Origin of the sequence: Pseudoalteromonas sp. SW0106-04, from assembly GCF_001293805.1 — a bacterium.
Taxonomy (GTDB): domain Bacteria; phylum Pseudomonadota; class Gammaproteobacteria; order Enterobacterales; family Alteromonadaceae; genus Pseudoalteromonas; species Pseudoalteromonas ruthenica.
In genome coordinates, this window is the sequence record NZ_BCAI01000003.1 from 152,144 (window position 1) to 172,776 (window position 20,633).

Genomic DNA, 20,633 nt, shown 5'->3' on the forward strand with positions numbered 1-20,633 from the left:
TCAAAGTAATTCCCGCAGCGCTTGTTTTTGAACCTTTAGACTATCCTCTTGCAGGTCGTATACGTGTGTCATTCAAAGCTCTACTCTCATTTATCTTATGTAACATATTATTAATCACGACCGCACATAGCCAAGCAGCCAAGAACGTACAAAAAATCATTATTGATTTACTTATAAATAATTCGATAGATTCTCGAACCATAAAGAACGTAAAGGGGAGCAGCGTATATGAAAATAACACCCAGAATGGGCTTTTAGAAAACAGCCCCTTTTCTAAAAAGAAAATAAAAAAAGAAAGACAGAGTGAACCTATAAATACTGCTACACCTCCACCCATTATGTACAAACCACCCAAAAGAGTTGGTGATATGATATAGGAGCCCTTAGTTATACCCAATATTGACTCGGTATAGAAATAAGCATTAGTGACTGGAACAACAGGTTTATCTGGCCACAAAAAGCGAGGAATAAGAGGATTAAATTGGGCTGGTATGAATTCAAACCCTTTAAAAAACTCATCACTGCTCTCAAAATAACTCACAATATTATTGAAAGAGTCATACGGCGACAGACTATCAATCAGAAACCTAAAGCCCAAAGCCAAAATATCGTCATCTAATGAAAGCCCATACCGCACAAAAGCCAAATAGTTAACTAAAAGAATGAGCACTACTGCCATTAACATAATACTTTTCATCGAGATGACTTCAAGCCGTTGAGAGATAACTAAAACACCAACAACTCCCGCTGCCAAGATATTTCTCGAGCCACCCAAAGTAAAATAAACAAGCATGCCGCAAAAAAGACAAAATGAGATCGAAAGAAGCAGCCCAATTGAATTACGCATTCTCAGCATGAAGACATAAGCTACTGGAATAAACAAAAAGAAAAATATTATAAATATTCCATTGCCGGCGTTAGACGCTAAACGGTGACCATAGTTACCTGCGCTAAAGCTAAACCCGTTTAACGCTACATACCCTAAAATAGAGAGGGAAAATAGAGACAAACATGAAAAACTTAGAGAACCGCTGGCATTACCATCATAAATAGGAAACACTGTTGGCTTTACCGCCTGCACTAAAAGCCCACTTATAAAGACATATATTCCATAGAAAGCTACTGCGCCCCACAGCCAATTGATAACAATTCCTTCAGGGAACATATCTTGTTTAAGCGCAATTCCTGCTAACCAGTTCAAAGGAATCCACATAAACGTACTTAGGTAAATGAATGCACTCGTTAAAAGGTAAAATCCTAGTTTCTTTTTGGATAACCAAAAAGAAACTAGGAGAAGAAAGGTACTAGCAAGAAACGGAAAAAATAACTCTAAAGGCATATAGTTAACTCATAGCCGACGATAACTGACAGCTAGCGCATACCCATATGACAATAGTCCACCTAGAAGAAAGAATAAAATACAAATTAGAGCTCTGGAGGGGCCACTTTTCTCTTCTGGTTGAAAAGGTGTTTGTATCAATGAAAGTGTGTAGTCGACTTTGCTTTGAGTAAGCATAAGTGTTTTCAGCTGCTCTTCTAGGAGAGAGTATAGCGCTTGTCTTATTTCAGCGTACTCAGCTTTATCCAAGTAGTTTCTAACGAAAGAGATATTCTTGTTTATTTGCTCAAGCTTTTTATCTCGAGAGAAAGAATTAAATTCATAAACTAAATTGTCAAGAACCTCTTTTGCAAAGGAAGCACTAACAAACTCGAAGGAAACCTTAAAAATATTCCTTTTCCTGTCGTACGTAACGCTGTAATACTTCCTGAACTTTTCATATGCCTCTTCGTCACTAGGTTCTTTGCTTTGGCCCGGCTTAACATCTCTAACCCACTTTCCCGCTTCCATATCATAAATGCTATCATCATAAACTATCTTATCTTGCTCTCGGTCCCAACCTTCACTTGCGAATAATTTAACTTTGAGCTGATGTCGATTTATAAAAGGAATTATGAAGTCACGAGATTTAAGGCGCTCTTCTACATGAAAAGGCTCCTCTTCACCTCCACCTAAATTAACACCAGCTAATGACGCTACACTACTCAAACCACCTAACATTCCTGCGACACCTTTTGAACTCTCAGATTCAGATGGTGACATTAATGCTGTGCTTTGGTATTGATTTGGTAATGATAAGGAGTACAAAACACCTACAATAGAAAACATTAACACGCTTAGGGTTATCTTCCACTTATGCTCAAAAAAAGCATGAATGAAGAAGCTTGCTAAATGATTATCGATCTTTTTTTCTTCTACGTTAACTGATGTCATAAAAATTCTTAGTTAATCAAACTCTATTTTTCTGCGCTTTCTTTATCTCCCGCCCATAATTTCCGGAAGAAAGAAAATGCGTATAAAACCGATGGCAAAAATGTACAAAGGGAATAAGTAATGGCTTAGTGTCAGGATTTATACCTGACTCAGTTTTAACTTTTTTAAAGCGGCTTGGAACATGCTTCCATATTAGCTTTAAGTTCCGATAGCGAGCGGCTTCTAGAAGCGACTGACTCATGAAACAATTAAACACTCGGAGTTCTGAAAAAACAGGTACTACAGTAAAAAACTGGCCACACGATATGTTACCACCATTTATGATATACCTACCACCTCTACCGTAAAGGAACTCATAAAAGGTCAACTGTGTATAAGGATCATCGCTTGCGATACATTTCACTTTGGAGCGAAAGTCATCAATTAATAAGGACTTTGCTTCGGAACTCAATTTTCGGTAGCGCTGCAATAATAGAGTTTCCGCTGAAAAGCCAAAAGTATCATAAAGTTTTGGAAATAAGTGTAATAGCTCACCTAAAAGGCCTGGGGTTTTAAGGTACGCGCCTCTTTGAAGGACATCTCCCAAATAGCCATCAAAAAACACATGAGCATTACCTGATTCATTACGAGCATGGCTATACGCACTCAGAAGACGATATACAGGCGATGACGAGCCATCAAACATCACCTCGTATGCCAGCTCTTCATAGGGCAGCTTTGGAGGTTCCAAGTAACTAAACTCATCATATCTTGCAACCTCTTTCTTAAACTGCCTAGCGATGGGCCTGTCCCCTGAGGATTCCGGTCCGTAAGTGAAAGCATAATCAAATTGGCCACATGCAAGTATAAGCCGGGAGTCCAGCCCACCACTCAAGCCAATGGCACTTTGCTCACGGGTCCAGTAACTGGTTAGTTCTGAAATAAGCTGAGGCACTTCCTCTAGAGCATAACTACTGTTACAGCTATGGTGGTAATAATACTCAACACTACTTGACGTTGTATGCGACCCAGGGGAAAGCCGATATACCCCCTTATACTTTGTATAATCACCAAATAAATGTCCTTGTACCCGAAGAGCTTCAGTCAAAACCGTATCTTGGATCTTATTTTCAAATACCGACAAGGTTGGGCTGACCTGTAACTGCCCCTCACTCACTTGGTAATAATGTGTAGACAGCCCTAGCGGATCAACCATAACACTTACCCCATCGGAGTTGATTTTAACTAGAACAAAGCTCCCTGCTGTGAGTTGCTGTAAAAATGTTACTCCATGCTTTGCTAGCTGACGAAGCAAGTACTGTAGATCATTCTTTTTACCATCGACGATGAACCAGCCATAGAGGACCCACAGAGCATCATCAAATTCAATAATCGGAGGTTGCCGCCACTCCATTTTGTCGTAAATAAGTTCATATTTCTGTCCGGCATAAGCACCACTTACCCTTTGGCTATATTTACTCCACTCGGGAAAGTGTTTCAATGCATGGTTGGAGTCACAGTTTAAATATATTCCTTTCATCTACTGCCACCTTGAAGCATCTATATTTGGTGATCCATTAAGCATGGTGCTCTACCTCTTTGCTAAGTGCACTCCCTACCGCTTTATTCCGTATATAGTAGAAAAAACAATTAAGAATATAAAAGATGTAAATCAAATACATATCAGGAAAGGCGCTATATTCTTTAATGAAAAATAGCGTTGCTACACAAACTAAAAACAACGCTGCATAAACAAGGTTGCTACGCAGAGATAGAGAAGCCCTATCTATAAAAGTGAGTATCAGAAACTCTAAGATAGATAACTGTGAAATAAGGAAGCAAGAAAGCACTAAAGCTGCTACCGCTAAGCTCTGAAACCCTATCTCACCTAGTGAAAACTTAGTCATAACAAAAGCAAATAAATAGAAAGGGAGAGCGAGTAAAAATAGCGCTTTTTTTATCTGACCTCTTAATTGCTTTTTAGACTCCCAGTCCTTATCCCTAACTAGGTTATTTACTCTCTCAATATTCTTGTTAATGAGGTATCGAGAGACTACGCCGAAAGCGCCTATTAAGTAAGTTAAGCTAGCAACTATGAACGCTTGCTCTTGTAAAAAGAGAAAAGAGCCAACCATAGGCATTAGCCAAGCCACTCCCGTGCTAATGAAATTGACCCCTCCTAAATAGAGCGTTTCACGTAAGGAAAGAATAAAGTATGTAATACCAGAGGATAAAGAATAACAAGTCCGGATAAAATGAAAAACGAATAGAGTAAAAAGAGATAACGCATAGGCAATCAATAAAGATTCTGGCTTTTGAGCTTCAAGCGCTAAAAAGTACAGCCCGGTTCCTATCAAAATCAATACCTCTAGCATCAGCACAGCAGTAAAGCTTGAGGTGCGAATTAATAGTGCCCTTATATTTTGATAGGCAAAAACACCTAGCAGTAAAAGTAAGACACTGAAGTGGTTTGAAATCGCTCCCGCGTACTGGCCCACCCAAAGAACCATAGAACCTAAGGCGCACGCCACACCACCAGAGAGTATTGTGCCGTTGTCTTTATCCCGCGTACCAACTTTTAACAACTTCATCGCTGTCCCGCTAGTAAACAATACTGCAACAGCAATAACCGTAGCGAAATCGGTTAGAGCCTGATTACCATCAGCACCATAAATAAAGGCTATAGACATCGCTAGTACCAGTCTCACGCCCCCAGGGGATGCGGTAGCGACTAGGGGTAACAATTTAGACATTAGACTTTGGCTGTGGCTATTACCCCGTAACATATAAAGCCGAGCATTCGCTATATTGCTAAAGCGATTCGCTAGGAAGTAACGCACCTTTAGTGACTTTAAGCCTGCTTTACTAGTGCTCAATAGCTCTTTTAAAGTAAACTTTTGTTCTAATATTTTTTTTCGATAGAAATAGAAATTAATTCGGTTATTTTCAGACATTATGCTCTTATGCTTGTCTAAAAATATGTCTATTGCCCGAACTTTATTGTTAACTGAGGATATTCTCTCTAACTCTTGGTCATCGTTGACAATATAGAGTGCTCTCCCAAGCCTATACGCGTCCCCATACTTTGCAATTAAACGCACCCACATGTCATGGTCTTGCAAAGCGGGTAAATCTTTATCAAACCCTCCAATGCTTAAGATTCTTTCACGCTTCACTAAAGCCTGATTAGAACATTGGTTAAGATCTAGAGCGTCTGGAAGCGATATTACTTTATCACTTGTAAATAAAGATTTTTTGTGGACTCCATAGTCCCAAATATAACCACTACATATGAAAGAGTATTTGTCATCATACACGTTCACCAGCTCTTCGATTCGTTCTGGTAAAAACACATCATCGTCATCTAACCCAGTCACTAGGTCAGTATCTAATGAAGCTATCGCTTTATTTCTAGCGGCACAGGCGCCTATAGATTGCTCATTGCGAATAACCTGGACTCTTGGGTCATTGAGCTGTTTCAGATACTCGTAGGTGTCATCTGTTGAACCATCATCAACAACACAAACTTTTATATTCTCGTAAGTCTGAGCTAATACAGAGCCTAGTGCTTTTTTCAAAAGTGCTAGGCGGTTTTTAGTAGGAATGTAAACGCCAACACTATAGCTCATAAGCACACCCGCCCTCTATGAGTTGCTTATAAGTAGCCATGAGCTCGGTCACGACGTTAGTTAGAGAAAACCTCTGCGCCTGTTGATGTACTAGCAAGCATAATTCATCGTATTCTGATTCAGGCATTGTCGAAATGCTCAGAAGTTTAGAGGGAAGTTTTTCATATAACCCCTCTGAACTTTGTTCTACTAAGCGGCCACTCATTGCTAACTGTTCATTTGAACCGTCCGTGTTGGTTGCCACCACGGGGGTACCACAGGCTTGGGCTTCCGCAATAGTCAACCCAAATGACTCATTACGTGAAAGCGATAGGCAGCACTTTGATTGGCTTATTATGACTTTCACTTGCTTGGCACTTTGACTGCCAAAAAACTCTAAGTTCTTATGCTGCGAGGCAAATTCCTTAACTGTATCACTCATTGGCCCTGACCCAACCAAAGCAAAGCGGTGCCCAGGTAACGCTTTTGCAAGCGACAACAAGCGGTCTACCCCCTTATTTTTATCAACGTGGCAGATCATGCAGGCTAGGTATGTTTTATTCGCAAAAGCCACAGAATTTTCTTCTAAATTGAAAACACTGTCATCAAAACCTGCACTCAAAATCTTATAATTATCGACTGGTCTATAAAAACGTTCTTTTAGTGCTTTGGAAGTAAAAATCCACAGGTGCACATAATGGCTAAATTTTCTATAAAACCAATTTGGAGGGTCGTACAGGTATAAATCACTACCATGACAAGTAACGACTAACTTGCTACGCCTAGATACTAACCAGTGATAAGCCATTGCTAAAAAAATGGTAGGGAAGTAGTAGTGAACGTGGATTATATCGTATTTTTTTCGCAATAAGACAATGCTTACTAAAAAGTGGAAAAAAAACACTGGGTAGCGAAAAAGCTTATGCAGTAAGCTATCGCCATTCCATCGCATTTTGAAATACTCTACATCCCCACCAGCTTTGTTCAATGACTCTACTTGCTTATCAACAAACTGCCCTAAAAGAGGAGCTGAGGGCTTAGGAGACATATTACTAATTACAAGTACACTCGGAGTCACAGCTTGCCTCGTATAGCTAACCAAGCGAATTTAAATAAATTCTTCTGACGGAACAATCTCCTAGGTTCCTTAACTAAACGATATAACCACTCTAAGTGTAGCTTTTGCCATGACTTGGGGGCTCTCTCTACCTCTCCTGCTAACACATCAAAGCTTCCTCCTACTCCCATAAAGAAAGCATCGTGATAATGGCTGCGAATTTCAGCAATCAGCTTCTCTTGCTTGGGCGATCCCTGAGCTACGATAATAATTTTGGGCTGCGTTGCATTTACTTGCGATATCACTTGCGCCGAATCTGAGAAAAACCCATTTTGGAAAGCGACCACATTCACTCCCCTTTGCTTAAGTTTTGCCACGCAGCTCTCGATAACATGTTGTCGAGCACCCACTAACATCACTGGCACCGAATTATCTACAGAGCGCTCAAGTACATCCAACCACAATTCGCACCCTGCAATTCGCTGTAGTTTAATTCCAAGTTTTTTCTCTAAGGCTTTAACAACACCAATTCCGTCAGCATATTGAATAGAAGCTGAGTTAATGATGTCCATAGTTTCAGTGTCCTGCTGCGCTTTCATTACCTTTTCGGGATTAACAGCAACAGCAACACCTGGGTACACACCGCCTTCAGGAGATATGATGGCCTCTACGACCTGTTTCTTGCTTAAAAAAGGAATGACCTTAACGCCAGCGAGAGTAACTGCATTGAGAGATGATACAACCATAGAAGGGCTAGCTTATTTTATTCGGTGAAGAGATAGTTGAACGTTTACTAATACCTAACACTTTTCTTAAACGAACGGTAATTCGCCACACCTTGGACATAATGAAGTAGTATGTAACGGTAGCAAGCATAAACACCCAAAACATAATGTATTGCGGCCATTGTTGCACTTCTGCAACAACTCCTACCCCTGCAAAAACTAATGCCATAATACATATAACGACCAAGGCCTGGCGCGGCGAAAACCCTAACCGCATCAGAACATGATGCAAATGTTCACGATCTGGCTTAAAGGGAGAACGTCCTTTCTTAATACGTCGAGCAATAGTCGTCACCGCATCCATAATCGGAATCGCTGCAAGCCACAACGCTATCACTGGAGAAAACGCGGAATATTCCTTATCCTGAGAACCCTCGAGCAATAGCCACACGACAGTAAAACCAATAACTGTGCTGCCCGCATCGCCCATAAAGATTTTAAAACGTTGGCCTAACGGAATTCCCAAGTTCATAAATATATACGGAATAGTAGCGACTACAATTGCGACGCAAAAGGTCATCAACTCATGTTGGGCATTGAAGTAGAAAAGGACGCCTAGAGCACTAAAAGTGATTGTCGATAATGCTCCTAGCAAACCATCAATTCCATCCACCATATTGAATGCATTGATAGCCCCAACAACCACTATTGCCGTCATTAAATAACCAAAATAAGAAAGGTTGATATTGAATGGTGCTATCAATTCACCAACATCGAAAAGTACAAGATCACCAATTGCCATCATCAGTGCAGAGATAAAGAATTGAAGTAATAGTCTGAACTTAAAACTGATATCGTATAGATCATCTGCGACACCAGCTAATAGTAAGGCTCCTGCACAAGCGAGGTATAGATACGAAGAGGAAATAGTATCAGGGAAAGCATACAAAAAAGAAAAGACGACAATGAATACAGCCAAACCACCAACAAGCGGAACCGCTCCGTTGTGATGTTTACGCGCATTAGGCTCATCAACTAAGTTAATAAAAACAGCTACCTTCCTGAAAAAAAACAAACTCAAAAATGAGCCTAAAAAAATCCCTAACGTACTAGCTATCACGAAGTAACTACCCTTAAGATGTATGAACCTTGCTGTTTAACAAAACCTAGAAGCCGCATTCTGAAGCGGGCACACGAATACGTGCACCGGATAATGCGCGGTAATTATAGGCTAAGTGTCATAAAATAAAAATGCTTAACGTAATGTTCGCGCAAAATAACACCTCATAGAAGCCTGAAACCGTAAAGAAGTGTAACCTTACACGAATTTATGTAGCATCACAGCTTAACAAAAGGCCTACCTATTAAGAAAACTTGCGTTTCGCCAATAGGTAATTTTCTGACTCAAATTCGCATAATTCTTCAATCTTATTAACAACATCCTGCTGTTCAAAAAATGCGGTTAAGGCTTGCTTTACACTTTCGTTTGCACTTTCAGTAAAAGAATCAGTGGTATTCCTTCGCTCAAAGGCAACTTTCTTGCCTAGCATTTGTTCTACTTTCGAGCCAAAGCTGGGTAAACTATCTAGAAAACCAACCACCTTATAATGATGGAGGTTACTGATAAACTCCTTTTGCATGTACTTTGCGTCCCTTCGGTCCCTTGGATATCTACCTGTAATGCACATAGTCGGTACGTTAGCCATTTGCCAACCACGTCGATGGTTCAGTATCTGCCACGCTTCTTCCAACACATTATCACTGCATAAAGCGTTAGGGCTCATCACCGGCAGTCGGTTCGTAAGCTTGTTGAAAATATAATTAGATTTAAAACGAGCTACAGGATCTCTCAACACGGTGACAAACTGCACACGTTCTGAGAACTCTGCCAATATCGAATTACTAGTGGCAACATGGCCGCTTATAAGCCCCTGATTTTGTTGAGACAACTGGTAAGCTAATAGGGTTTTGATCGTTTCGCAATGGTAATCACTAAATTTTGCAACACCATCAAGTCCATCAATATCACTATTAAGGTTGCAAATACTGGCTTGAATGGCTGCGCTACGGTTAATTCTTAGTCCCCCAGGTAATGCAAATTGCTGTCTTAATCCCCTCTCGATAGACATCCCCCCACACTTGGGGATATGAACAAAGCATACAAGCTGCTGGGAACGTCGCTTAGCAATTGGGTGTAACTGGATATCGTATCCCAACGCGTAGCCAACCCTCTTTACCCCCAGCTTAAAAGTTCTCAACATAATTAGTTCCTAAATAGTCCTCGGATATAGCGCCAATAAAAGAAGTTCAAACACATAGCTTTTAACATCGACCAAGCGAAAACACGTCCTGCCCTATAAAAAAGTAAAGCTAATAGGCTAGAGACAGCATACGCTGCGACCGTAGCCCATGCCGCCCCGACCCCGGCATACATAGGAATAAGCCAGGTATTCAAGGCTACATTGGCTACAGCTCCAAACCCATGGGTGACAGCACTAAGGTGATATAAGCGCTCGAAAATAATCCACTTTGAGAGCACTGCTCGTTGAAACACAAATATGCAAGCAAAAATATGAATACGAAGTATTTCACTCGCTTGTTGGTACTGCTCGCCGAATATCAAAGCAACGAGTAAGGGCGCTACTAAGTATGTAAAGATAATAATTACTAGGCTTAAAATAACCATCAACGCCAAAAGGCCCTGAATATTCTGACTATACAGCTGTCGTGCTTGCTTCTTGGAGCGGTGCAGTTTCGCGGTTAGAACATTAGCCAACAGCACAGGGAAAACATACCAAAACTCCGACAATTTGGCCGCAGCGGCGTAGTGAGCAACATGCTCAGCGCCTAAAAAAGACATCAACATAAGCTGATCTATTTTTAAGTAGACCGATGCTGCAAATGCTGAAATAACTAACCATTTTGAGCGCCCTAATAAAATAGCTGCCACTTTACGTTGGCGCTTTAACCTTGCTTTATAGTTGATACTTCCTACTTCGCGAATATGCCGATAACAAAAGTAGTAACCTGCCGCAATAAAGACACACTCTAAGCCGGATAGAAATACCAGAGCTATAAGGCTAGGAAAACACCAAGCTACCAAGATCTTAGCCAAACTAATTGCAGAAATAACGGCCATACGCACTCGCTGCGTAACTTGAACCTTTTCTTGCGCTATAAAAAAGAACTCAATCACATGCATCACGGTAAAGCTTTGCAGTGTAACAAGTATGATCGCGAGAAGCTGGTTCTCAGGCAACACAAGCCAAGCCAAAATACTTGCAGCGCCTAAGGTACACACAGCACCGAGAAACCTAATTCGGAAAATGACCCTTAAATAAAAGTGGCTATGCTTGGAGTAGCGAAGAAACACTGCTGTGGCCACATTGTTTAGGCCTAACGCTACAAAAGGTAAAAACAGTGCTGCGAAAGCTGTTATAGCGCTATAGTTACCGAAGAGTTCAACTCCTCCAAAACGAGCTATAGCGATACTGGAGGCAAAAACAAAAGCCATCGTGACAATTCGCTCGGCAAATAACAGTGCTGTATTTTTTAGCGCCCTAGTCACTTTGCTCCCTAAATTCGAGCTTTACAGAAAGACCAAGCAGTATAACTTAGAGCACAGTACAATTGCGAGCTTCATCATTTGACAAGACTCAGGTAAGCTTGGCGCCTTATTTTAAATCCCGAATGGAGATGCAAGGTGATCGTTGAGTTGGTGGGCGTACAATTTGAGAACAAAGGAGCTGAGCTAATGCTTTACGCAGCGAAGCAACAGCTGGAGAAGGAAAACTCTAGCTACATCCTGTGCTTACCTGCCAATGTAAATACACCCGACGCAAAACGCAAATTAGTTGGAGCCTTGCGGTCGGTAAATTTAGTGAAGAATAAGTATGATTTCAATTGGATCACTTATTACTTTCCCTCATTTTTTAGGACTTGGCTGAGGAATAACTGGGGCATTGTATTTGAGAGTGATATTAACTTAGTTTTAGATGCTTCCGGCTTTGCTTATGGTGATCAATGGAATGATTTAATTCTACGCCAAGTGGCACAACGAGTAAGACGTTTGAAAGCCCGTGGCAAACCTGTTGTCTTTCTGCCGCAAGCTTTAGGCCCTTTTAGTCGGGATTCGAATCGCTATTGGGCAGAGATAGCCTTCTCTCATGCTGAACTGGTTTTCCCGAGAGAAACCGTATCTCTCGAGCATGTAAGGCAACTTAGTAATGCCATCAACGCGTCACAAATGCCTGACTTTACCAACTTGTTACTTCCGCAAGATTTTTCAACATCAGGGGCCTGCGCGAGTGGGAAGTGTGTGATCATTCCAAACAGTAAAATGCTCAGCCACAAAAATACAAACACGCAGTGGCACGACAATTATATAGAAATATTAGCAATGCTTGGTAAGCTCTCGTTAGCTGAAATGACCGAAGTTGTTATTCTTAATCACAGTGGCCGTGATGATAAGGTGCTGTGTGAGCAACTACAAAAGCATTTAAACTACCGCGCGAGTATTATTACCCCTGAAAATGCTCTCGAAGTTAAGGCGCTTATTGGCGAGGCAAAATGTGTAGTCAGCTCACGATTTCACGGTTGCGTCAGCGCACTCAGCCAAGGTGTCCCTTGCTTGGCAACCGGTTGGAGTCACAAGTATCAAGAGCTGTTTAAAGAGTACCAGATGGGCGACAATTTACTTGAACCTAAGTTAGATAAGCCCTATTTAAAGGGGCAATTGAGCAAGATAATTTCTCCCTCTGAGAACACTAAAAACACACTAGAGCAACGGGCAAGTTACTATAAGTCACTTACAAAACAGATGTGGGAAAAAGTCTGGGCTAGTTTAATTTAAAGGCAGCATCACGGTTAAAACTAACGTTTCAACCGTGATTATTTACCAGTCTGTTGGTCACGCAAATTGAGCTCAAGTATTGCAAGTCTTTGAGCGACTCTGTCCAACTTCACCTCGGTTTTAGCTCGTTTTATATCAGCAATTAGGGCTTTGATAAGTAATAGCAAGCAAGCTAGAGTTATTGGTAAAATAGGAGGATATGACACTCCTACCCACTCCGCCGCGACATTAGATAATTGTGGGTAAATCCCTAAAATTAAAGTAACTAGAGCTATAACGAACCACCTAAACGCCGCCCCCATTTGGATAGAGTCTCTACGAATTAATACGAATACTACAATGAAAAAAGTTACAGCTATAAAAGAAGTAAATATCTGATAATAAGCCACTTTTATTCCTTCTCAAGATTTATGTCGTCATCTATTGAAAGGTGGTAAGTCTTTGAAACTTTGCTTAAGCACAGCATCGTGGTGTACGCCATGTAATAAACAACCGCTCCCCAAGAATAAAATATCCTAGAAATACCATCCGCACGCTGTGTCATTTTTACGGGAACTTCGGTCTTAGACACCTTAAAATTCTTAAGTAAAAGCAATACGCCTACATCCTGATACTCAAGCATCGTCGCCTGTTCTGAACTCAAAACAGCCATAGCCTTGCGGTTGTATACCCTAAGCCCAGATGTTAGATCTTTCACCTCAATCCCTGAGAGCCTCCTAAATACTCCCCATGCAATATGGCGGGCTAAACTTCCTCTTGAGGTGCAAGAGCCTATTACAATATCAAAGTTTTCTCTCTTGTGTAGAGCTAGTAGAGGAGGCAGTGTTTGGGCTAAATGTTGACCATCGGCATCGAATGTTACCACTTGTTCAATCCCCTGCTCATAAGCGTAGCGTATGCCTGCTTGTGTGGCTTTCCATGCCCCTAAGTTGTAAGGAAGCGAAATGACCTTGCTACACTGTGAAGCAATTGAGTATGTGCGATCGGTCGAAGCATCATCCACCACTAAGGTATTGCGATAACCTTTAGCATGTAGATCCTCAACCACAGAGGCTATTGAGTTTTCTTCATTATGTGCTGGGATCACCACAAGCGGAGAAAGCATTTCTATCCCTCGAAAAAGTTTAGCCCATTATTGTAGCCGTTAATTAATGTAATAACTACCGCGCCTTACTAAATGAAAGAATAAGAAGTTCTTTTACTCGTTTTATTCTCAAGTGCATTAACTCTTTAGCAGCTTGATACAAAATATGTAACCTTATAATTGGTTGATACCGGCAATGGAACAAGCTTTTATGCCAACCTAACTGAGCTGTTTCAGCGCATAGAGAACGATAGAAGCAAAGTTCTTCCTCAAAGCGACGACGTGTCGCGGTAAGTAGAACTGTTTGATTCCCTTCATGGCGACGATAGCTAAAAAGCTTCTTTGCGCTACCTATAATGCTCCCCCCTGAGATCAAAACGTCGGCGTAAAACTGGAGGTCAGTTACCATCGCCCACTTTGATTTAAATGGGGAAGAAGGAAGCTTACTCTTTCTGAATACAATAGTTGGGCAGTAAATAAAACACCCTTTGAGTAGGGCTGACAAACCTACATCACCACTTAGAGTGACTTCGTGATACTTAGGCCTTATTATTGTTTTAACAACGTCCACAAAAGTATTACTTACCCTACTGTTTGAGTCCACTATATCAACATCACAAAAATACGCGGACGCCAAATGGTGTTTTTTTGCCAGGATAAGCATCTCCGCAACATACGTAGGGTCTAAAAAGTCATCATCGTGCAACAAGCTAACCAGTTCAGTATTGGCACTATCAAACGCAAAGTTCCAATTTCCAGCCATGCTATGATCATCAGGGTTACGTAGATACCTTATCTGGTCGCTTGAGTAGCTTTCACATAAAAATTGAAGGGCAGAATCAGCACGCGGATTGCCATCAACTACGTGCAAGACCCAGTTAGAGCAAGACTGAGCGCAAACAGAGTCTATCGCTGTTTTTATATAGTTTTTATCTGTATTGAAACAGGGAATAGCTATAGTTATCACAAAATCTATCTTTTACATAATGAAACGAAGCAGTAGTAACATTTATAATAATGGCTTGAGCAATTCCTACTTGAAATAGCGAACAATTCAATTATGTCTACTTTGAGTGGAAGATAATAAGCCATATCATCGCAAGGTTCATTAACGTCTTTTCAAAGAGACAGCGTCTATTATTAACTAACTCTTTTGCTAAAGACCACCGTTGCTTGATTGTTAGTTTGTCTAAATAGGCAAACGAATAACGTTGCTGCTTAGCTAGGCCCGGGGCCTGCTTCTCTAGTTTACTTGATAAAGCTTGAGCCTGTAGATAACTGCTTTTCAAATGCTTTGCTGCGTTAATAAGCAAACGTATGTGCTGAGGAGACATAAACTTTATTTGTTGTTTCGCTGAGGCTCCAATTGCGTTACCGCCATGTTGACGATATTTAACAAGGGTGTTGTTAATAAAGCTTACTTTCCCTAGAGCATGGGCGACTTGTGTAAACCACCAATCATGGACCAGTACCTGGTCAGGCAAAGGCGTTGCTAACTCTAGTAAACACCGATTTACTAGGCTTGCACAGCCGGTAACATTGTTTTGAATAAAAAGTTTGGGGAAGCTCAATTCAGAGGCATGAGGCAAACCCTGATACTCAAAAAAAGAAGGGGCTATTTCTTTGAGGTTGCTATCAACCACTTCAAGATCGCTATGCACCAGTACCGGTTCAAGGCCAACATCTTCTCCTTCTTGGCGCTTACATTCTTCAACGAGTGTTTCTATTTTTGTATCAAGCCAAACATCATCTTGGTCACAAAATAAAAAGTACTTACAGGTTGTCTTCTTTCCAAGCTCACATAAATAAGTAAAGTTACCAACATGCCCATGACGGGTCGTAGTATTTCTATGTAGCTCAACAATTGAAGGGTATCGCTTTTGCCATTGCTCTATAATAGACCAAGTATTGTCTGTAGAGTTGTCATCACTGATGATTATTTTTTGCGGGCGACAGCTTTGCTCAAACAATGATTTCAGTTGTTCTTCTATATAACAACTGCCATTATAAGTTGCTAATAACACACATACTCTACCCATTGCTTTACCTTAAATTTAACAGCTTACTTATTAGCCCAAAGAGCCTTTCTTTTCTAAGGTTTTTTTTCTTAATGCTTTTTCTCCGGAGGTTATATGCCTTAGCTAAAGCTTCATTATATTTCTCAACATGAGGCTCCATATTTATGGCTACAGACAGAAATTTAATAGCCCTTGTAAAATCGAGCTCTCCTAAAAAGTAATGAGCCATTCTAACTGCCACCTTACTCTTATTTTCTTCAGCTATCGGAAGAGATGAAACAACCTGCTCTACCATTCTATCTAGCAATAAAGGTGGGGGTGAGGGAGGTGTAACATTAAAGCAATGATAAATATCACTACTTCTTAGGGGGTTATATAGCAAGCTAGCAAGTTCATTATGTATATTCTCAAATAAGCATTGGTCATTTTTATATATGTAATCGACCACCTCAGATAAGCGTTCTTTTGAAACATATTGTGAGACGAAATTCTTATCTGGAGGGCTTTGATATACGCTCAGTGACTTCTGGAGGCTATGCAGATCGTACTTTCTGAAGAGTTCTCTTAATTGCTCATGACAACTCTGCTGTAAGGTTAGATATTGACTCTCACTGAAGAGCGAATAACCCACCAGACCTTGATTGTAGCCTTGTAATAATTTGTCAAGTTCCCTCGCATCTAAAGGCTCAAGTTCAAATACATTTAACTGCCTTTTCAACTCCAGCGCTTCTAGGGTATAGGATGCATTAATTTTTTTCCTTTCTGGTTTAACATCCAACCCCAAAAACGATAAGAAATCTTCAACCACTCCACCATCAAATTGATTAGCTAAATCATAAGAACGTACAAATAAATGGTTGGTCCCCAATAAAGAAAGTAAAGACTTAAACCTTTCAAGGTATCCAGTTCCTATTTTTTCTGGTGGAGAAAACTTATGTGTGAAGCCATGACGCTTAACCCCTTGGTTATAATTTGATTCCAACATATCGACTGGATTTCGAAAATATAATAAGAATTTAGCTTCAGGCAGCATTCGATGAAGCTCTTCGATAACACTGTAAAAGTGTTCGGACGAAAGCAATAAAACCTCACACTTTGATGATTCAAAAGCGGAGACTAATTGTTTTAGTTTAACCTCGTCTACAACCCAATGCTTTCCATCGCTCTTGAGAACCTTAAGTAAGTTACCTGAGCTAACTGAGTTTGAGTCAACTTCATGAGCTGGATAATGTATCCCATGTGATTTAAGAAGCTCGATATTTGACGACAACCAAGACTGTATAGCTGACGTACCCGTTTTTCCAGGGCCTGCATGGATAATAATTTTCTTTTTCAAAACGCTATACTTTCCAAATATTCGATAATGCTCTCTTAAGACTCCACTAGTCATGGCTTTGTAAGAAGAAGCGCGCTAAAACTTAGCAGTGAAGGTATTTGATAAGACAAGAAAAATTAGCAAAATACTGATACCTTTATTCTTGTATTTTTATGCGATCAGCACCCTTCATTTAAGTATTTAAAAGAAACTCTGAAAAGTCACTATTTAACTCTTTTCTACCAAGCAACGCTATTAATTCAGCCTTAGTAAGCGTAAGCCACTCCTCCTTCGACCAGCGTGGTGTTTTCCACATCAACCGCTTAAGCTCTTGCTCACTATTCACTTTACTAAAAATACAATCTCGCTCATAAAACGTGTTGCCAATTGAAAGGCTTGGGCTATTATCTATAGCTAAAAGCCCTGCTTCATACGCACAACCAAAAATTTTATCTTCTGATGAGTTGAAGTTTGATGGATTAAACGAAGGAAAAGCAAAATAGTAGACGTCATAACCAAGCCAGTCTAATAGCTCCCAAAGCGCGAGCGAGCTGGCGCTTTCATTGCACTCTAGCCAAAAAGTGGGCATATTATCTTTTATCCAGTTTTGGGAGTACTTTAAGGCTTCCAATTCCATGCCTTCAATATCCATTTTAATTAAATCAGGGGGGCCGTATATTGCCCCTAGTTTGGCTAACGTATACTGATCAATTATTTTGACATTATCACCAACTGGTTCTTCAAGATGCTCTAACGAACTTGCCCCAGCATTGTCTCTATTTTCAGTTAATTTAAAAGCTGAACCCTTTCGATTCTCCTTACCAATAGCGCCTTTAATCAGAGAGTGATTCTCGATATGCTCTTTCAAATTACTTGCTAAAGCACTAAAGGAACCTTCATTCATTTCTACAGCAACAAACTTACTGGTCGAAAATCCAAGGTTACTTAGTCCCATGGTAAAGGTGCCAATATAGGCACCCACATCAAATATCAAGTGAGGTCCACTTTGCCTTGAAAGCACATGATGAATAAATTCACACTCTATAAACGCCCACTCACCATACTTTTTTATAAACTTAGAAATTAAGTCTTCATCAAAAACATTTATAATGCCATAACGAGAACAAACTTTTTCAAACACTGGCTTAACCTTAAAGCTTATGGAATTAGGCTTTAGAACTATTCTTCTTCTTAAGCTCTTTAGTACTGCTTAGTCCTAAGAATTTCGACAGCTCGTCTGATGCACTCTGAGAGTCTATGACTAACTCCATAAACTTGGTTGTAGGTTTAGACTCAAAATATGTGCGAATGTCACAATTGATTGTTTTATAATGCTTAAACAGTTTATTTACTTTCTCAATATCCATATCATGGCTGTTTTTAAAAAAGTTAAGCATTGAATTTTTCCAATCAGAGTCCGAGGCTCGTTTGGATAATATAAAATACGCACTTGGGTACTTTTCATGCAACTCTTTGTAGAATGGCCGTGTAGGATAGTCCGAAAAACACCTAAAACCACTCTTATCTATATAATTTAAAGCTTTTCTTTTATTAACTTCGTAATTTGTATGAACTTGTCCAATCAAGCCTGCTTCTTCAACAAAATAATGTTTAGATGGCAAACCTAATTCTTCAAAGAACAAGTGCAAGGAGGTTGTTCCTGTCCTAGAATCACCCAAAATGAACACATAATCGTTTTCTACATCAATCATCTAAATAACTCTCAAAATGCAATAACATACCACTAAACAAGCTATATTTTAGCTAGCTGACACCATCTACAAAAGAAGAAAAACTTTTTAAGTAAAAAGCTCTAACCTTTATAATACTCTCTAAATACCTCATAAGCAGAAGACAGTTCTTCAATAGACAGTGCAACTGGCTCTTCTGAAGCAAACTGAAGATCTTCTTTAGACCAAAGATTGCTACCTAGGCTCTTAAATAGCTGCTCATTAGATAAAGTAAACCTAGAATAGCACTGCTTAGCCTCATAGGGGTGATAACCTATAAATTTGGAGGAATGTTGCTTTAAGGGCTGGATCTCGGCTACTCTCATTAGTAATTCGTAAAGTGGCTTCCTTTCATTTCTTCTAGACACATTATACAAATAATCAGCGATAGAGTAGTCCTTACCACCAGAAAGCTCATGAAGCCTTGCTAACAATAACCATGCTTTAACCACTTTACTATTGGGTGACTCATTTTGATTAGAACAAAACCTTATATTGGACGAACTGACATTTAAAATATTAAAAAAGTCTTCAACCACACCTAACTGCAACTTTTTTGCTTGGTCAAAAGATCTAAACTCTAAGTTAGAAAATTTTTCTTTCCAGTTATTATAAAGAAGCTCGTAATTGAATCTCGGTAAGTTTGATTGAAGACGCCAAAAAACAGAAAACTGATCTGACGTCAAACCTTGTTTTAACCACTCAATATACTCCGAACGAATAAGTTCATGTTGAGGCCTTAAGTAGCAAATTATAGTGATATTATAATCATTGAAAAATTCCATCACTTGATTGAGGTCCTCGACCCCCATGAACTCGAACTCTTCACCACTGATAATTAAATTACCTGCTCCAATATTATTTATTTCGTATTTAAAAGCTTCAATATCAATATTATCAGCCCGGCTATCCCCCATAAAGAACCATGCTAGGGCGCTATGATTTCCATCACTATTAGCAATGCTTGTAGGGTAGTGAAAGCCTTGCGCCAAAAGTTCATCTTTATTTTCTAGGCAAGTCTTCTGAATAGATGTAGAGCCTGTTTTATGTGTACCTATATGTAAATAAAGTCTCTTCACTAGATTGCACCATATGCCCAATATCTATCCGGCAACCCTTCAACATGAGACTTTTTAACAGCCTCTTTATACCAGCGCCATAGCTCAAATACTTCACAATTATCAACTGCGTACCTTTCAGTCATCTTACGGCCTACTGGACCTAATTTCGTAAAGTGGAAAAACCTTAATGGTTTACCATTCACTAAGATATCACCATCATTGCTAAACGTTATAGTACGCTGTGACAGATTCCAGCTTGCTACATTATAGCCAGGGTCTCTTATAACCTTCACGTTATCAAAAAAAGCTGGTACTAAATCACACCAGCGCTGGTCGGTAAACATACCGTTTGGTATATCCTCTCGGCAATATTGGTATAGCCTATCGTGCCACCATTTCGAAAAGCGGTAGCCCTCTGAGTTCTCACTTGCATTAACAGCTACAAACCCTAGGTTATAAACGCCATGTGTCAACGAACAAAGTTCATTATCTTTAATAGCTACAGCATCATCTTTATGCTCGGGAGTCAGTTGATGGGGGGTTAATAGTATATCTGCACCATCATTTAGTTCGTTAATTAATGGCTGCAAAGAATCAAATACAGCCACATCAGGATCTAAGTACATAACGACATCATACCCTTGCTCACATAAATATTGCATAGCAGGGCCTTTTACTGCAGTACAAGCTTCAACGATATTATGCGTTTTTATCCATTCATCAAAGTTAACAATGCCGATATCCTTACTCCATAGCACCGAATCAAATGGTTCATCCTCTACATTGAAGTCAACTTCTACTGGTGGCAAGTCGGTCATTAATGCATAAAAATCCCAGTCAGGGTGATGCTTTTTTAATGACTCAGCTAGTACCCGCGCTTTGGCTAAGTAACTAAATGTAAAACTAGAGTATACTGCTACCTTTTTCATACT

Annotated in this window: 19 protein-coding genes; 1 reads left to right on the plus strand and 18 read right to left on the minus strand. The window is 40.0% G+C overall.

The features are described from left to right. Positions 1 to 40: 40 nt before the first annotated feature. The 9 genes from W04_RS05350 to W04_RS05390 all read right to left on the minus strand — a co-directional run bounded on the left by W04_RS05350 (position 41) and on the right by W04_RS05390 (position 11,209). A complete protein-coding gene (locus tag W04_RS05350; protein WP_053910085.1) occupies positions 41 to 1,339 on the minus strand; it encodes a WzyE family oligosaccharide polymerase in 1,299 nt (432 codons plus the stop codon). Between the two features lie 9 nt (positions 1,340 to 1,348). After that, the gene (locus W04_RS05355; RefSeq protein WP_053910086.1) at positions 1,349 to 2,272 is read right to left on the minus strand and encodes a Wzz/FepE/Etk N-terminal domain-containing protein; all 924 of its coding nucleotides are present in this window, start codon (positions 2,270 to 2,272) and stop codon (positions 1,349 to 1,351) included. A gap of 16 nt (positions 2,273 to 2,288) precedes the next feature. Beyond that, positions 2,289 to 3,791 (minus strand): hypothetical protein, encoded by a 1,503-nt coding sequence (locus W04_RS05360; RefSeq protein ID WP_053910087.1) that lies wholly within the window; start codon positions 3,789 to 3,791, stop codon positions 2,289 to 2,291. Between the two features lie 37 nt (positions 3,792 to 3,828). Next, positions 3,829 to 5,880 (minus strand): glycosyltransferase, encoded by a 2,052-nt coding sequence (locus W04_RS05365; RefSeq protein ID WP_053910088.1) that lies wholly within the window; start codon positions 5,878 to 5,880, stop codon positions 3,829 to 3,831. Further along, on the minus strand, positions 5,870 to 6,907 hold the full coding sequence (locus W04_RS05370; RefSeq protein WP_053910089.1) for a glycosyltransferase family 4 protein: 1,038 nt from the start codon (positions 6,905 to 6,907) through the stop codon (positions 5,870 to 5,872). The genes W04_RS05365 and W04_RS05370 overlap by 11 nt, the downstream gene beginning before the upstream one ends. A gap of 26 nt (positions 6,908 to 6,933) precedes the next feature. Next, positions 6,934 to 7,662 (minus strand): WecB/TagA/CpsF family glycosyltransferase, encoded by a 729-nt coding sequence (locus W04_RS05375; RefSeq protein ID WP_053910090.1) that lies wholly within the window; start codon positions 7,660 to 7,662, stop codon positions 6,934 to 6,936. Positions 7,663 to 7,669: 7 nt separating this feature from the next. Continuing rightward, positions 7,670 to 8,761, minus strand: coding sequence for a UDP-N-acetylglucosamine--undecaprenyl-phosphate N-acetylglucosaminephosphotransferase (gene wecA, locus W04_RS05380; protein WP_053910091.1), 1,092 nt, complete (start codon positions 8,759 to 8,761; stop codon positions 7,670 to 7,672). Positions 8,762 to 9,005: 244 nt separating this feature from the next. Beyond that, entirely contained in the window at positions 9,006 to 9,902 is an 897-nt protein-coding gene (locus tag W04_RS05385; protein WP_053910092.1) for a sulfotransferase family 2 domain-containing protein, read from the minus strand. Positions 9,903 to 9,904: 2 nt separating this feature from the next. Continuing rightward, complete coding sequence (locus tag W04_RS05390; RefSeq protein ID WP_053910093.1) at positions 9,905 to 11,209, minus strand: flippase; 1,305 nt, start codon at positions 11,207 to 11,209, stop codon at positions 9,905 to 9,907. Positions 11,210 to 11,344: 135 nt separating this feature from the next. Here W04_RS05390 and W04_RS05395 point away from each other — a divergent pair, with 135 nt between their 5' ends. Next, on the plus strand, positions 11,345 to 12,493 hold the full coding sequence (locus W04_RS05395) for a polysaccharide pyruvyl transferase family protein (protein WP_053910094.1): 1,149 nt from the start codon (positions 11,345 to 11,347) through the stop codon (positions 12,491 to 12,493). Positions 12,494 to 12,531: 38 nt separating this feature from the next. Here W04_RS05395 and W04_RS05400 read toward each other — a convergent pair whose 3' ends face one another. The 9 genes from W04_RS05400 to W04_RS05440 all read right to left on the minus strand — a co-directional run bounded on the left by W04_RS05400 (position 12,532) and on the right by W04_RS05440 (position 20,630). Beyond that, positions 12,532 to 12,882, minus strand: a complete 351-nt coding sequence (locus W04_RS05400) for a DUF2304 domain-containing protein (RefSeq protein ID WP_053910095.1) — start codon at positions 12,880 to 12,882, stop codon at positions 12,532 to 12,534. Positions 12,883 to 12,884: 2 nt separating this feature from the next. Further along, the gene (locus W04_RS05405; protein ID WP_053910096.1) at positions 12,885 to 13,598 is read right to left on the minus strand and encodes a glycosyltransferase family 2 protein; all 714 of its coding nucleotides are present in this window, start codon (positions 13,596 to 13,598) and stop codon (positions 12,885 to 12,887) included. A 55-nt stretch (positions 13,599 to 13,653) separates the two neighbouring features. Further along, the gene (locus W04_RS05410) at positions 13,654 to 14,544 is read right to left on the minus strand and encodes a glycosyltransferase (RefSeq protein WP_197275944.1); all 891 of its coding nucleotides are present in this window, start codon (positions 14,542 to 14,544) and stop codon (positions 13,654 to 13,656) included. Between the two features lie 97 nt (positions 14,545 to 14,641). Then, a complete protein-coding gene (locus W04_RS05415; protein WP_053910098.1) occupies positions 14,642 to 15,616 on the minus strand; it encodes a glycosyltransferase family 2 protein in 975 nt (324 codons plus the stop codon). A 4-nt stretch (positions 15,617 to 15,620) separates the two neighbouring features. After that, the gene (locus tag W04_RS05420; protein ID WP_157576279.1) at positions 15,621 to 16,931 is read right to left on the minus strand and encodes a hypothetical protein; all 1,311 of its coding nucleotides are present in this window, start codon (positions 16,929 to 16,931) and stop codon (positions 15,621 to 15,623) included. Between the two features lie 172 nt (positions 16,932 to 17,103). Beyond that, the gene (locus tag W04_RS05425) at positions 17,104 to 18,051 is read right to left on the minus strand and encodes an FkbM family methyltransferase (RefSeq protein ID WP_053910100.1); all 948 of its coding nucleotides are present in this window, start codon (positions 18,049 to 18,051) and stop codon (positions 17,104 to 17,106) included. A gap of 25 nt (positions 18,052 to 18,076) precedes the next feature. Further along, positions 18,077 to 18,622 carry a sulfotransferase gene (locus tag W04_RS05430; RefSeq protein ID WP_053910101.1) on the minus strand — a complete coding sequence of 182 codons (546 nt, stop codon included), beginning with the start codon at positions 18,620 to 18,622 and terminating at the stop codon, positions 18,077 to 18,079. 101 nt (positions 18,623 to 18,723) lie between these two features. Then, a complete protein-coding gene (locus tag W04_RS05435; protein ID WP_053910102.1) occupies positions 18,724 to 19,719 on the minus strand; it encodes a hypothetical protein in 996 nt (331 codons plus the stop codon). Then, positions 19,719 to 20,630, minus strand: coding sequence for a hypothetical protein (locus W04_RS05440; protein WP_053910103.1), 912 nt, complete (start codon positions 20,628 to 20,630; stop codon positions 19,719 to 19,721). The genes W04_RS05435 and W04_RS05440 overlap by 1 nt, the downstream gene beginning before the upstream one ends. Positions 20,631 to 20,633: the final 3 nt, after the last annotated feature.